Source organism: Pseudomonas sp. LW8, from assembly GCF_041956865.1.
GTDB lineage: Bacteria > Pseudomonadota > Gammaproteobacteria > Pseudomonadales > Pseudomonadaceae > Aquipseudomonas > Aquipseudomonas siliginis.
The window spans coordinates 4,555,129-4,569,979 of the sequence record NZ_CP168138.1 but is presented as its reverse complement, the minus strand read 5'-3'; the positions used below and the strand labels follow the sequence as shown (position 1 = coordinate 4,569,979).

The following is a 14,851-nucleotide window of genomic DNA, read 5'->3' as shown; positions in this document are numbered from 1 at the left end:
ATCGCTGGCAAGCCAGCTCCCACAGGTTTCTCGGTTGACCACAAGATTTGTGGGCACATTGAACATTGTGGGAGCTGGCTTGCCAGCGATAGCGGTACATCAGGCACTAGATGATTGTCAGAAGAGCACCTTCGCCACGTCCGCAAACCGCTTGGCAAAGTGCACGGTAATCCCTTCCTTCAGATAATCCGGCAATTCCTCAAAGTTACCCCGGTTCGGCTCCGGCAGAATCAGTTCGAAAATCTTCTGCCGGCGCGCTGCGATGACCTTTTCGCGAACGCCGCCGATCGGCAGTACATGCCCGGTCAGGGTCAGTTCGCCGGTCATCGCCACGCCTTTTTTTGGCGGTTGATTGCGTGCGAGCGAGAGCAGGGCGCTGGCCATGGTCACGCCGGCGCTCGGACCGTCCTTCGGCGTTGCGCCTTCCGGTACATGCAGGTGGACGAAGGCTTCGTCGAAGAACTTCGCATCACCACCAAATTGCTTGAGGTGCGAGCTGACGTAGCTGTAGGCGATCTCCGCCGATTCCTTCATCACATCGCCCAATTGCCCGGTGAGCTTGAAGCCCCGGTTAAGCGTATGAATCCGCGTGGCTTCGATCGGCAATGTCGCACCGCCCATGCTGGTCCAGGCCAGACCGGTAATCACCCCGGTGCCGGACAGCACTTGTTCGTTGCGGAACACCGGATGGCCCAGCGAGGCTTCAAGATCTTTCGGGCCGAGTTTGATCACCGCTTTCGGATCGTCGATCAGCTTCATCACCGCTTTGCGCACCAGTTTGCCCATCTGCTTTTCCAGCTGTCGCACGCCGGCTTCGCGGGCATAGCCATCGATCAGTGCTTTGAGCGCGCTGTCGCTGATGCTCAGGCTGCCTTTCGATACGCCGGCCTTTTCCAGCAGTTTCGGCCACAGGTGACGCTTGGCGATGGCGACTTTTTCTTCGGTGATGTAGCCGGACAGGCGAATCACTTCCATCCGGTCCAGCAACGGGCCGGGGATCGAATCGAGGGTGTTGGCGGTGCAGACGAACAGCACTTTCGACAGATCCATACGCAGGTCGAGGTAGTGGTCGAGGAATTCAACGTTCTGCTCAGGATCGAGGGTCTCCAGCAGCGCCGAGGCCGGGTCGCCCTGATAGCTCTGGCCCATCTTGTCGATCTCGTCGAGCATGATCACCGGGTTCATCACTTCGACGTCTTTCAACGCCTGCACCAGTTTGCCCGGTTGGGCGCCGATGTAGGTGCGGCGGTGGCCCTTGATTTCGGCTTCGTCGCGCATGCCGCCGACGCTGAAGCGGTAGAACGGCCGCCCGAGGGATTCGGCGATGGATTTGCCGACGCTGGTCTTACCCACGCCCGGTGGGCCGACCAGCAACACGATCGAGCCGCTGATCTCGCCTTTGTAAGCTCCAACGGCGAGGAATTCGAGGATGCGATCCTTGATGTCGTCCAGACCCGCATGGTGCTTGTCGAGGATTTTGCGTGCGTGCTTGAGGTCGAGTTTGTCCTCGCCGTACACGCCCCATGGCACCGATGTTGCCCAGTCCAGATAATTGCGCGTGACGGCGTATTCCGGCGAGCCGGTTTCGAGGATCGACAGTTTGTGGGTTTCTTCCTCGAGGCGCTTCTGCACTTGCGCCGGCAGGGTTTTGCCTTCGAGGCGCTGCTGGAACTGTTCGAGGTCGGCGCTGCGGTCGTCCTTGGTCAGGCCGAGTTCCTGCTGGATGACCTTGAGTTGCTCCTTGAGGAAGAACTCACGCTGATGCTCGCCGATCTTGCGGTTGACTTCGGCGGAAATTTCTTTCTGCAGGCGCGCGACTTCGACTTCCTTGCGCAGCATCGGCAGGACTTTTTCCATGCGCTTGAGCATCGGCACGCAGTCGAGCACTTCTTGCAGCTCGGGGCCGGTGGCGGAGGTCAGGGCGGCGGCGAAGTCGGTCAGCGGCGACGGGTCGTTGGGGCTGAAGCGGTTGAGGTAGTTCTTCAGCTCTTCGCTGTACAGCGGGTTGAGCGGCAACAATTCCTTGATCGCATTGATCAGCGCCATGCCATAGGCCTTGACCTCGTCGGTCGGCTCGGTGGGCTGGTGCGGGTATTCGACTTCGACCAGGTACGGCGGGCGATGGTGCTTGAGCCAGGTCTTGATGCGCACGCGGCTCAGGCCCTGGGCGACGAATTGCAGTTTGCCGTTTTCGCGGCTGGCGTGGTGAACCTTGACCAGCGTGCCGTATTCGGGGAGGGCGCCGGTGTCGAAGTGGCGCGGGTCTTCCTGGGGCGTGTCCATGAAGAACAGGGCCAGGGAGTGGTGTTCGGATTTGCTGACCAGTTCGAGGGTTTCGGCCCACGGTTCTTCGTTGACGATGACCGGCAGGACCTGGGCCGGGAAGAACGGACGGTTGTGGATCGGAATGATGTAGACCTTGTCCGGCAGGTTTTGCCCGGGCAGCGCCAGGCCGGTGCCGGAGGAGGTGTGTTCGATGTGGTCGTTTTCGTAATCGTCGTGGTTGTCCGGGCGATCTTGCTGGTCGGTCATGGGGCACCTGCGCAATGGGGTATGGGGTGTTAGATGGGGCAGGGGTGGGGTGGTTTCAATGGGGCGGGTGTGTTTCTGCTTGTGTGTTCAGGTTTGCAAAGTTTTTCACCTTGTTAACCTTGGCGGCCGTTGGGCCGGTGGCAAGATCCTTCAGGTCGGCACGGATGCCTAGTGGAATCTAACAATGTCTGTGCATAACTAGCGAAAAACGCGAGTGTTGGTTAGCTTTTACTATTAAATGGAGTTTTGATGGGTTCCGTTCGGCTTATTTCGAACTGGCCTTGAGCCCCTGTAATTTCTGACAGTAGACAACTGACTCAATCGTCCGAAGATTGCGGTTCAATCTCGAACGACAGAGAGGTGTTCGAGAATTTACCAACGTCAAGGAATCGAACCATGAGTCATACCGATACGAAATACAGGGATTTCATCATTCGCGAATATTCTTCCGACACGCCGGGTTTGCGTTTCCAGGTGATCTACAGCGAAACGGATAAGAGTTTGTTGCTGGAAACCCGCAAGCATGCCGAGCAACTGATCATCGATCGATTGCAACGGATGGCAAATGGAGGAAAAGCCTTTTGATTCTGTCGGGTCACGCTGACGACAAGCGTTCGAAGGTTGCGATCTTTTGATTTTTTCTTGAAAGCACCGAATTGCCCAAGGCGAAGTGGACAGACTTCATTGACGCCATACACCTGGGTGCGAATGGAGCATGTTGGGCACGCCTCCATGCAAAAAGGCGCCACCCCTCACAGGGTGGCGCCTTCTTTTTTTACCGCCGCTACCGCTTATTCCGGCAGTTTGTACGCAATGATGTAGTCACCCATCTTGGTGCCCAGCGAGCCGTGACCGCCAACAACGAGCAGCACGTATTGCTTGCCGTCCTTGCCGGTGTAGGTCATCGGAGTCGCTTGGCCGCCTGCTGGCAGGCGCGATTTCCACAGTTCTTTACCGGTATTCACGTCATAAGCACGCAGGTACTGGTCAAGGGTGCCGCTGAGGAAGCCGACGCCGCCGGCGGTGACCATCGAACCGCCCATGCTCGGTACGCCGAGGGTGAAGCCGATCGGGATTGGCGAGCTGTCGCGGCTGGTGCCGTTCTTGCGTTTCCACACGACTTTGCCGGTGGTCAGGTCGATACCGGCGACGTAGCCCCAGGCCGGGGCCTGGCACGGTACGCCCAGTGGCGACATGAACGGGTGCATGATCACCGCGTATGGCGCGCCGGTGTTTGGCTGCACGCCCGAAGTTTCGCTCTCGCGCTTGCTGCCGGCTTCGACTTGCTCGCGTGGGACCATTTTCGAGACGAAGGCCATGTAGTTCGGGCTGGTGAACAGCAGTTGGCGAACCGGGTCGACCGAGACGCCGCCCCAGTTGAACACGCCGACGTTACCCGGATAGATCAGGCTGCCCTGTTCCGATGGCGGGGTGTACTGGCCTTCGTAACGCAGTTCCTTGAACTGGATGCGGCACAGCATCTGATCGAACGGGCTGGCGCCCCACATGGCTTTTTCGGTCAGTTCCGGGGCCAGCAGGTTGAGGTCCGAACGGGCCTGGGTCGGTGCGGTGTGGTCGCCTTTCACGGCGCCCTGCGGTACCGGGATTTCCTTGATCGGAATGATCGGCGTGCCGTCACGACGGTCGAGGACGTACAGGCTGCCCTGTTTGGTCGGAGCGATCAGCGCAGGTTTCACGCCGTCGGCGGTTTTCATGTCGAGCAGGGTAGGCTGGCTGCCCACGTCCATGTCCCACAGGTCGTGGTGGGTGAACTGGTAGTTCCAGCGCACTTTACCGGTAGCCAGGTCCAGCGCGACGAGGCCAGCGCTGAATTTCTCGGCGCCCGGGGTGCGATTGCCGCCCCATTGGTCCGGGGTCTGGTTGCCCAGTGGCAGGTAGACCATGCCGAGTTTTTCATCGACGCTGGCCAGCGACCACATGTTCGCCGAGTTGCGGCTGTAGGTTTCGCCCGGGGCCAATGGCTCGGTGGCGTCCGGCTTGTCGCTGTCCCAGTTCCACACCAGGTGCCCATCGCGCACGTCGAAGGCGCGGATCACGCCCGATGGCTCGTTGGTCGACTCGTTGTCGGTGACGTGACCGCCCATGATCACCAGATCACGGGTAATCGCTGCTGGCGAGGTGGAGTAGTAGCCGCCGGCGGTGAACGGGCCGATGCCTTGGGTCAGGTCGACCACGCCGTTGGTGCCGAAGCCTTCGCAGATCTTGCCGGTGTCGGCGTTCAGTGCGATCAGGCGGGCATCAGCAGTTGGCAGGTACAGGCGACGCGGGCAGGCCTGAGCAACGGCCTGGCCGGCTTCGGAGATAACAGCGGAACCGGCGTTTTCAGACTTGGCATAGGCGGCTTCGTCGTAGTACGACACGCCACGGCAGGTCATGTGGGCGAAGCCCTTGAAGCCGACCGGGCTCTTGATCTGTGGATCGAAGCGCCAGATTTCCTTGCCGGTGTCCGGGTCCAGTGCCAGCACTTTGCTGTGCGCGGTGCAGGCGTAGACCATGCCGTTGGCTTTGAGCGGGGTGTTTTCGTTGGTCAGCTCGACCGGGTCATCCGCAGTTGGCAGGTCGCCGGTCTGGATGCGCCAGGCTTCTTGCAGCTTGCCGACATTTTCCGGGGTGATCTGCTTGAGCGGCGAGTAGCGGTCACCGAACTCGGTGCGACCGTACGCTTGCCAGTCGCCATCCGGCATGGCCGGTGCGGTGCTGGTCATGTCGGCGGTGTCGCGGCCCAGTTCACCGAAGGTTTCGCCCGGGTGGGTGAAGAGGCTGGCCAGAGCGGTAACGCCGGCCAGGATCACCGCCACGGTCAGGCCGCCAGTGCCGATTTTCGCCGGGCCGTTGAGCAGCAGCGGACGACGGAACCACGGCAGCAGCATCACGAAACCGAGGACAAACCACAGCGCCAGACGCGGCACCAGTTGCCACCAGTCCAGACCGACTTCCCACAATGCCCATACCGTGCTGGCAAACAGCACGATGGCGTACAGGCCCAGTGCCGCGCGGCGGCGCATCAGCAGCAGAATGCCGCTCAGCGCGATGCCGATACCGGCCAGCAGATAGTAAAGCGAGCCGCCGAGCATGCTCAGCTTGACTCCCCCGGCCAGCATGGCCAGGCCCATCAGTAGAAGCAGGATGCCGAGCAGGCCCGGTAGCAGACGGCCCCGACTCGAAGCACTTTCGGTGCTCATAGTGTGATTCTCCGTGACGTTTATGTAGTCCCGCGCTGTAGTCACTTTAGATGACGATCTGGCGCAGGCATGGTTCAGATAAAAACTTGTTCGGCTATCGAATTTCATGGATCCCTGTGGGAGCTGGCTTGCCAGCGATGGCGATTGCACATCCAACACTGAAATCGCCAGACAGATTGCTATCGCTGGCAAGCCAGCTCCCACAGGGCCTTGTGGCGTTTTTTAGAACGACGACTGGATCTTGATCCCGCCGATCAGGGCGTCGTCGACGTCGTTCACGCCACCGGGATGGCGGATGTATTGCAGGTTCGGGCGCACGGTCAGCCAGTTGGTCACGTGCACGCCGTAATACAGCTCGGCGCTGTATTCGGTGTCCTGCGGTGGCAGGAACGCCGGATTGTCGTAGTCGTAGACGGCGTTGGCGCGGTTGCTCGCCTCGGCGTTCTTGCGATAGGCCGGGTTGACGTGCACACGAGCGAGGGCGAAACCGATGTCATCTTTGGCGCGGGCGTCGAACGGGCCTTTGTAGGTCAGGCCGGCCTGCACGTAGTTGTCGATGGCGTTGGTTTTCTTGTCATGCATCGTCGCGTTGGCGAACAGGCTCAAACCACGGGAGTGGTCACTGGCGATGCTGGTGACCCGCTGCTGAATGCCCAGCCATACGCCGTGCTTGCTCGAGGCACTGCGATAGGCTTCGCCGCTCAGCGCTGCCGGTTGGTCATTGCGGTCTTTATAGACGTCAGAGGCCTTGGCATTGCTGTAGTAATAACCGGCGCGGTATTCGCCCGGCAGACCGTTGAGCTTCGGCGTCCACACCAGTTCGACCGGCAGGATCGCGCCTTGCGTGCCGCTGCCGCTGAGTTTGAAGCCGTTGCCGCGATCGAGGTTCGACGGGTTCTGCTCGTAGGCGCCGACCTGCGCATACAGCTCGGGCGTCAGGTGATATTTGACCCGCAGTGCCCACTGGCTGACCGGCCAGTTGTACCAGATGCCGCCGACCCAGTTACCGACCTGCGAGCCGCAGAACGCGAGGTTCTGGAAGTCGCAAGGGAAGCTGTTGAAGTCTTCGCCTTCGCCGAAACGGCCGACCTTGATGTCGAGCTTCTGATCGAAGAATTTCTGCTGATACCACATCTGCGTCAGGCGAGTGGTCTGGCCACGACCCCAGACTTCCTGGGCGGAAGTGAATCCGCCAACGCGCGGGTCGTTGATGCGGTCGTTGCTGATGTTGTTGCCACTGCGCTTGGTGATGGTCAGCTGAAATTCAGCGTCGTTCCAACCGAGGATCTTCTGCAGATCCAGATGGGTGCCGAGGCCGAACTGGTCGCTGTACCGTGCAGTGCGGTCGTGGTCATAGCCGCCGTGCAGGTTGCTGCCCATTTCGCCGGTGTAATCGAGTTTGAAGTCGTAGCCTTTTTCCGCAAGTTCCGTGCGCGTGCCGTTCCAGTCACCGAGCATGTACGGTGATTCACTGTCGAAGGCCGGCGCCGCGTGGGCGCAAGTGGCAAGGCCGAGGGCGGTGCAGCCGCCAAGGGTGCGCAGGGCAGAGATAGCGCTGTCTCGGGAGAAGGAAAAGTCAGGCATGAAGAAGTCTTTTTTTGAAGTTTTCAGGTGCAGGCCGAGCGCTTCAGATTGTCGCAGGCAGTGAAGCGTTTCAGCGGAAGGGCGGCAGGATAATGATCTGTAACAAATTGAGAAAGCGCTTTTGCAGACATGCAGCGTTTCGGATTCGGTAACAGTGCGGCAAACGGGCGCATTGTGAGTCGGGCCACAGCCTGCGATCTTCCCGGGTTGGCCTACATTTGCAGGAAGGCCTTCCACCTGCTCTGCCCCTCGGCTAAGGTGCGCGGCTTCTGCATATCACTTCGCCCAAAGGCCCGGCATGAACGAACAATCCCCCGATCCGCTGCACGGCGTGACCCTCGAACAGATCCTCAATGCACTGGTGACTCACTACGAGTGGTCGGGGCTGGCCGAGCGTATCGACATCCGTTGCTTCAAGAGCGATCCGAGCATCAAGTCGAGCCTGACCTTCCTGCGTAAAACCCCGTGGGCGCGGGAAAAGGTCGAGCGCCTGTACGTTAAGCTGATGCGCACCAAGCGACCGCTCTGAGATGGACAGCGCGAGGCGCCGACGCCTGATCACCGGCCTGGCCGTGTTGGGCTGGGCCGGATTGACGATTCAGCTGTACCTCATCTTCTTCGCACGATTGAGCATCGGCGCCAGCCTGCTGGGCGGGCTGGTGAGTTTTTTCAGCTACTTCACCATATTGACCAACACCTTGGTGGCGACGGTGTTGACCTGCGCGGTCACCGAGCGCGAATCCGCCGCACGGCGCTGGTTTCTGCAACCGTGGGTCAGCAGTGGAATCGCGGTGAGTATCGCCGTCGTCGGTCTGGCCTACAGCATTCTGTTACGGCATTTGTGGCACCCCGAAGGCTGGCAGTTTGTTGCCGATGAGTTGCTCCACGACGTCATGCCATTGCTGTTTCTCGGCTATTGGTGGCGCTGCGTCCCCAAAGGCACGTTGCGCCTGTGGCATCTGCCGCTGTGGCTGATCTATCCGCTGGTGTACTTCATCTATGCCTTGCTGCGCGGGCATCTGCTCGGCGCCTATGCGTACCCGTTCATTGATGTGGCGGTGTTGGGTTATCCACAGGTGCTGGCGAATGCCGGGGGGATATTGGTGGGGTTTGTGTTGGTGGGGGTGCTGATTATCGGCCTCGACCGCAAATTGTCCGCACGAAGTTGAGATCCAGTGTGGGAGCGAGCCTGCTCGCGAATGCGGTGCGTCAGCCAGCAAATCTTTCGACTGTGCCGATGCCTTCGCGAGCAGGCTCGCTCCCACAAGGGTGATATGGGTCAGGAAGAGATCACTCTTCCTCAGAGCCCTCGGCGCGCCAGTAGCCGACCGCCTTGATGAACTGTTCATCGAGCCCATGCTCATCGATCAGTACCCGGCGGATCTGCCGTGAGACCTTGGTTTCGGTCGCCACCCATGCGTACAGATTGCCCTTGGGCACCTGCAATTGCTTGACGGTAGCCAGCAGGTTGTCCTTGCCGCCTTCGCGCAGCACCCAGATCACATTGAACGGCGCTGCGCTTTCCAGCACTTGCTGCTCAGCGCCGTTTTCCACTTCGATCACCACCAGCGCCTTGCGATTCGCCGCGAGGTGTTCGAGGCGGCGGGCGATGGCGGGGAGGGCGGTTTCGTCGCCGATCAGCAGATAGCTGTCAAAGATGTCCGGCACGATCATCGACCCGCGTGGCCCGCCGATGTGCAGGAACTGCCCCGGTTGTGCCTGCTCGGCCCAGGTCGAGGCGGGGCCGTCGCCGTGCAGGACGAAATCGATGTCCAGCTCCATTTTTTCCAGGTCGTAACGACGTGGGGTGTAGTCGCGCATCTCGGGCATCGGCCCGTTGTCCTTGCCGGCGCCCAGTTGCATCGTCTCCAGCGCCGCCGCTTGTTCGGCGTTCTGCGGGAACAGCAGTTTGACGTGATCGTCCGTGCCCAGGCTGATGAACCCGGCCAGTTCCGGCCCGCCGAGGGTGATGCGGCGCATGCGTGGGGTCAGGTCGGTGACGCGCAGCACTTCAAGCTTGCGCCGTTTGATTTCGTGCATCACGCGGTGAATGGTTTGAGTATCGACTGCAGTCATTCGGCTTTCTCCGTGGCAGGTTGAACGGCAGGGCCGTCGACGATGGCTTTGGCGGTGTCGTTGAGCAGGTCGCGCACGCGCAGGATTTCCTCGGCGCTCCAGCGCCCGTGGTGCAGCTGCAAGGCATGGCGCAGGTTGTGCACCGCTTCGTGGATTTCCGGCGGACGATCATGGCCGCGCAGCGAGCGCTTGCTGACGTCAATGCGCATGCGTACGCCGTCGAGCGCCACCGCTTGTTCACTTAAAGACAAACGACCGGCGTCGGTGACGCTGTAACGCTTTTTGCCGGCCTCGGCATCACCGGCAATCAAATCGCTCTCTTCCAGAAAGGTCAGGGTCGGGTAGATCACCCCGGGGCTCGGGCTGTAAGCGCCATCGAACATGCCTTCGATCTGGCGGATCAGGTCGTAGCCGTGGCAGGGCTGCTCGGCGATCAGCGCCAGCAACAGCAATTTCAAGTCGCCGGGGGCAAAAACTCGCGGGCCGCGACCGCCGCGTTCGCGACCGGGGCGTTTTTCGAAGCCGTCGCGGCCATCGCCGTGCTCGCGATGGGGTGAATGATGGTCTCTCATTTCGCTTCTCTCTCGTCGTATTTAGATATAACTTAAGATATATCTTAAGGGTTGCGCAAGACGTTTTTGGCCTTGTCCTGAGCATGACGGACGAGTGGTCAAAGCGAAAAAGAGCCGGAAAAAGTTTTTTGATCAATAAATCAAAGCGGTGACCGTAAAGTTAAAGTTATCGCTCTAGTTGTACTTGAGTATATGTTCTAATTCCTCGCAAGTTGCCGCGTTAAAGCGGCTAAGTTGCTGTATGGTTTTTTGCCTGTAACTGTGTGTAGGGCGCAACTTACAGCGAATGTTGCAAGTATCTGTTTTTTGTTCTTTTTTCTGGCGGGGTGTGAGGTTGTTTAACTACGAGTTTGTCGGAAGTTGCCTGCTTACATTCCAGAGGCAACAGCCGATGATGCCCGCCATTGAAAGTTCAAGTTGCTCTGGCGGTCGATGAGCAAATGGTTTGTGAACTTTCAATGACACCCCCTATATAAAGCAAACAGGTACTGAACGATGTTCAAGAAAATCGCAATCGCTGCTCCACTGGCTCTTCTGGCAATGTCCTCCACTGCCTTCGCTGCGGGCGAAGCGTCGCACTCCATCAGCCTGATCGCTCATGTGCCAACCAACGGTTTCTATGTGGTGCCGACTGATCCGGATCTGGTCAACAAGGACCAGGACATGAGCTATCAGCCGACCACCGGCAAGATGGCCGACGTCAACGGTTTCTTCGACGTGCGCAATAACAACGGTTCGGTTCACGCCAGTCTGGAAAGCCTGCCGAAACTGGTTGCCGGCAATACCTCGATCGACCTGCAGGTCATGCTCAACAACAAGGAACTGACCCTGACCCCGCAAATGGTCGTCGGTGAATCCGAGTCGGATGTGAACTACCGCGCCCCGCTGAAAATCTCCGCCAAAGGCAGCAACTTCCAGCCGGGTGACTACACCGGTTCCGTGGCGATGATCTTCGACGCCGTGCCACCGGTTGGCGGCAACTGATCGACTGATCAGGTCCAAAACGCTCGCTTTTCAGCAGTGGCGTCAACCGACGGGGCAGGCAGTGATGTTTGCCCCGACGGACTTTCATTGTCAGTCAATCAGAGTACGAGTTCATGTTCCCGATGACACCCATCGCGGCTGCGCTTGCGCTGTTGTTTTGTGCCAGCGCAGCCGTCGCATCCAACACCGCCGGTACGACGCCACGCAGTTTGCTGGCGCAGGCCAAAGGCTTGCCAGCGGATTTCGAGGAGCATTTCTTTGATGTGCCTCTGGCGGTGCGGGTCGAAGTCGACCAACAGCCGTTGGGTGAGGCCATGGTGGTGTTGTCCCGCGATGATCGCATCACCCTTCTCGAATTCACCGACACCAGCGAAAACCGCTTCGGCCCCGCTGAACGGGAAAAATGGGCAAGCTACCTCAAACCCGGCGTGCCATTAGGTGCGTGCAGCGGTTCCTGCCCCGACCAGTTTCTCGCGGTGCATTACAACCTGGAAAGTTCGCTGGTATCGATCGTCACCGAAAACGCCGAACGCGACCTTCAAGCCAAGCGTTATTACGAGCAACCGAGCGGTGGTAGCAGCGGCCTGATGGTGCGCAACCAGCTCAACCTCAACGGTGGCCAGGATCAGGACCTCGGCGGACGCTTTGGCCTGGAAGCCAGTTCAAGCCTGGGCAACTGGAGCCAGACGCTGAATCTGCAATTGGCCCGGCTTGGTGGCCCCGACGACAAGCTCTACCACGCCGTGCACGAGCTGCACACCCAGCGCGAACTGCAAGGCAGTTTCTTGCGCCTGGGTTATTTCACCCCCAATTCCGAAGGACTCACGCGCCAGCCGCGCACGTTTGGCACCAGCCCCGATACGGCGGTCGGCCTCATGTACGGCAGCTCCGACAGCCTCGCGATCAACAGCCCGATGCCCAGCGTTTACCCGATCTACGTGACAGCCAACCGGCAGGGTTCGGTGGAGATCTGGCGCGACGGTCTGTTGATCAATACCCAATCGGTGCCGGCCGGTTTGCAGACCCTCGACACCCGGCCGCTGCCCGGCGGTATTTATGAAGTGGAAGTGCGCCTGATCGAAGACGGCCAGATCACCTCCACCACCCAGGAGTTGGTGTACAAGCCCAGCAACTGGCGCAACCTTGACGAACGCTGGCGCTACAACGTGTTTGCCGGTGAAGAAAGCAAACTGCTGAGCAACTGGGACACGCAATCGAGCGGCAGTCCCACCGCCGGTGCGGCGGTCAATTACCTGCTGCACCCACGGGTGATTGTCGGCGCGTCGGCGCGGCAGATCCGCGAAAAACTGCAATACGGTACTTCCATCGACTGGACCCTGGCCAACCACGTCAGCCTGTATGCCAATGTCTACAAGACCGAGGATTACGGCACCGGTCTGGACCTGCAAAGCCTTTACAACTATGGCGCGGGCAGTCTGGTGATCAGCCACAACCGCAGCTGGCTCGACACCACCAACACCTACGACACGCTGCCGGACGGCACGCGCGTTCGCCCACGTAACGTGTTTGTCGGCCAGACCAGCAATTCGTCGCTGGCGCTCAACCATCGGCTGAGCAGCAAGAGTTCGGTCAATGCCCGGGTCTCGCATAGCGAAGGCAATGTCGAAGGCGTGGGCGTGGATCTGGGCTGGACCCAGCGCGCCGTATTGCTGGGCAGTGATGCCAGTTGGCGCCTGTCGGTCTTTGATCGCCCGGGCAGTTTCAGCAGTGGCGATGCGCGCAATCGCGGCGTCGATCTGAGCATCAACCTGGCGTTGGGCGCTCCCGGTCAGCAGCTCACCGGCAGCATCGGTTCACGCACGGCCCGCGACGGCAAACGCGACAACAATGCTTCGCTCGGCTGGCGCAAGGATTTCAAGGATCACGTGCTGCAAAGCGTCTCGGTGACGGCGCTTACCGACACTTACGGCCTGGGCATGTCGAGCCTGACCAATTTCCGCACCGACGCGGTAAACGGCGACGCCTTCGTCCAGCGCTCTTCCTACAACGGCAACTTCACTGGCGGGCTCAACCTCGACAGCACACTGGTGGTCGGCGGCGAAAAGATGCTGCTGACCAGCCAGAGCGACGTGCGCGGTGCGGGAATGATCGTCGACGTCGAGTCGGATATCGACGACATCGTCCTGCGGGCCGATGACTACAGCGGCGGCGGTGCCGCGCTGAAGCCGGGGCGCAATTTCATTCCGATCACCGCTTATCAGAACAGCTCGGTGAGCTTCGACTTCGAAGGCAACACCGTACCGGCCGCCACCATCGAACCGGCGCGAACCCGCTATCACCTGAACAAGGGCGGCATCGAGTATCGCAAGGTTCGCGTGATGAAAACCCTCACCGTGCTCGGTCGCCTGGTCGATGCAAGCGGGCGGCCGCTCAAGGGCCACCACGTGATCAACCACGCCAGCCGTGGCGTGACCGAAGTCGACGGTTTCTTCTCGATGGAAATGAACGCCGGTTCACCCACCCTGGAAGTGCGCCAGGGCAACCAGTTGTTGTGCCAGTTCCGCTTGAACGAGGCCGACCACCGCAGCGAAAACGACGTGTTGATGATCGGCGATCTGCGTTGCACCCCAGACACCCTCGCCGACGTCACTACCACCGAAATGAAGGCAGGCTGAGCATATGAAAATCTTCCAGGCAGGCTGCGCGCTGACGCTGGCGTTGGCCATGTCCACCGCCCATGGGTTCAATCAGGAAATCCGTGCGACGTTTCAGCCTGACCCGACGCAGCCAGGCAAGAATCTGTTCGTGAACAAAACCCCCAACACCGGCTACTGCGCAAGCTACCCGGCGCAATGCGCCGACCACAACATTTTCAGCATCGAGATGCCTGTACGGTTCGACTCCACACGCTTCATCTCACGTGGTGAACCGATGCTGGTGAAAGCCCCGGCCGACTGGCGACAATTGACAGTTACCAATATGCAAACGCAGGAAACCGAAACCGTCGAAGTGCGCATCATCGGTATCGGCTCCACGTACATTCTGGGCGATTCCGCGACCAACATCACCGGCGTGTCAGACGACGCTCAAGCGCATGACAAATTATGGGACTCCAGCGGTTGGGTTTATGTGCCGGAACCCTGCCGTTACAGCGGTGTGGCGTCCTATGGTCCTGACAGTTATCGCTTCTTCTGGAAGACCCCGGTACAAGCTGGCTGCTCCAAAAACGCCGCCTACCGTCTCCCGTCAATAGCTTTCGACAAGATGGATTTTGCTTATGAATTAAGGACTCCCAATCCGTTGGGCATGTCTACCGGGCAATATACCGGTTCGGTTACTTACACCTTGGGAGGCGGCCGCGATTTTGTTCTGGGCGGCCTCTTGCTGCAGCCCGACGACCCCACGCTGACCCTGGATTTCGTCCTCGACGTGCAACACACCCTCAAGGTCGACCTGCCCCCCGGCGGCACTCGGGTCACGCTTGAGCCCGTAGGTGGCTGGGAGCCATGGATCAACAGCGGACGCAAACCCACACGGATATTTGCCGACCAGGTCTTCTACATTTCGGCCTCTTCGCGTTTCAAGGTCATGTTGTTGTGCAATTCCCAAGGCGGAAATGTCTGCAACCTGGGTAGCCCGAAGGGCGATAGCTCTCGGGTTCAAGTCAGGATGAGTCTGCCGCCGGGCATCATTGGCCCCGGCGGCGGTCAGGTCAACCGGATCCCCCTGGATTTCAATCGCTGGTCAGCGCCTTTTCAGCCTGGAATGTATGTGGAGCGCAAGCCTGGCTATCTGCATTTCGACATGGACTCGAGAGAAATCGATTTCCTGCTCAGGCCGGGCAAGAACGACCGTTTGCGCGGCAACGTCACCATTATCTGGGATTCGGAAGTATGAGCGTCCCGGTCCGCTTTCACTCAACGTTCATGGAGTTCAACA

Annotated in this window: 11 protein-coding genes; 6 read left to right on the top strand and 5 right to left on the bottom strand. The window is 59.7% G+C overall.

The annotated features are described in order from the left end of the window. Positions 1–117 precede the first annotated feature (117 nt). Positions 118–2,532, bottom strand: a complete 2,415-nt coding sequence (gene lon / locus AB9L16_RS20550) for an endopeptidase La (protein WP_041479909.1) — start codon at positions 2,530–2,532, stop codon at positions 118–120. 396 nt (positions 2,533–2,928) lie between these two features. Between lon and AB9L16_RS20545 the strand changes: the two genes are divergently transcribed. Then, entirely contained in the window at positions 2,929–3,117 is a 189-nt protein-coding gene (locus AB9L16_RS20545) for a hypothetical protein (RefSeq protein WP_041479908.1), read from the top strand. 206 nt (positions 3,118–3,323) lie between these two features. On the opposite strand, the gene AB9L16_RS20540 is transcribed toward AB9L16_RS20545, so the two are convergent. Continuing rightward, on the bottom strand, positions 3,324–5,735 hold the full coding sequence (locus tag AB9L16_RS20540) for a glucose/quinate/shikimate family membrane-bound PQQ-dependent dehydrogenase (protein ID WP_095181723.1): 2,412 nt from the start codon (positions 5,733–5,735) through the stop codon (positions 3,324–3,326). 222 nt (positions 5,736–5,957) lie between these two features. After that, complete coding sequence (locus AB9L16_RS20535; RefSeq protein WP_375122621.1) at positions 5,958–7,319, bottom strand: carbohydrate porin; 1,362 nt, start codon at positions 7,317–7,319, stop codon at positions 5,958–5,960. Between the two features lie 298 nt (positions 7,320–7,617). Between AB9L16_RS20535 and AB9L16_RS20530 the strand changes: the two genes are divergently transcribed. Both AB9L16_RS20530 and AB9L16_RS20525 read left to right on the top strand, forming a co-directional pair. Next, a complete protein-coding gene (locus AB9L16_RS20530; RefSeq protein ID WP_016773359.1) occupies positions 7,618–7,848 on the top strand; it encodes a VF530 family DNA-binding protein in 231 nt (76 codons plus the stop codon). Between the two features lies 1 nt (position 7,849). Then, positions 7,850–8,488, top strand: a complete 639-nt coding sequence (locus tag AB9L16_RS20525) for a Pr6Pr family membrane protein (protein ID WP_095181724.1) — start codon at positions 7,850–7,852, stop codon at positions 8,486–8,488. Positions 8,489–8,609: 121 nt separating this feature from the next. Here the strand turns inward: AB9L16_RS20525 and AB9L16_RS20520 are convergent, their stop codons facing one another. After that, positions 8,610–9,395: a siderophore-interacting protein gene (locus AB9L16_RS20520; protein ID WP_056790103.1), complete on the bottom strand. Its 786-nt coding sequence runs from the start codon at positions 9,393–9,395 to the stop codon at positions 8,610–8,612. After that, a complete protein-coding gene (locus AB9L16_RS20515) occupies positions 9,392–9,967 on the bottom strand; it encodes a PadR family transcriptional regulator (protein ID WP_016773362.1) in 576 nt (191 codons plus the stop codon). The genes AB9L16_RS20520 and AB9L16_RS20515 overlap by 4 nt, the downstream gene beginning before the upstream one ends. A 495-nt stretch (positions 9,968–10,462) precedes the next feature. Here AB9L16_RS20515 and AB9L16_RS20510 point away from each other — a divergent pair, with 495 nt between their 5' ends. From AB9L16_RS20510 to AB9L16_RS20500, 3 genes are all read left to right on the top strand, one after another. Next, entirely contained in the window at positions 10,463–10,951 is a 489-nt protein-coding gene (locus AB9L16_RS20510) for a CS1 type fimbrial major subunit (RefSeq protein WP_041479903.1), read from the top strand. A 113-nt stretch (positions 10,952–11,064) separates the two neighbouring features. Further along, positions 11,065–13,587, top strand: a complete 2,523-nt coding sequence (locus AB9L16_RS20505; RefSeq protein WP_056790099.1) for a TcfC E-set like domain-containing protein — start codon at positions 11,065–11,067, stop codon at positions 13,585–13,587. Between the two features lie 4 nt (positions 13,588–13,591). After that, positions 13,592–14,809 (top strand): hypothetical protein, encoded by a 1,218-nt coding sequence (locus AB9L16_RS20500; protein WP_375122620.1) that lies wholly within the window; start codon positions 13,592–13,594, stop codon positions 14,807–14,809. Positions 14,810–14,851 lie beyond the last annotated feature (42 nt).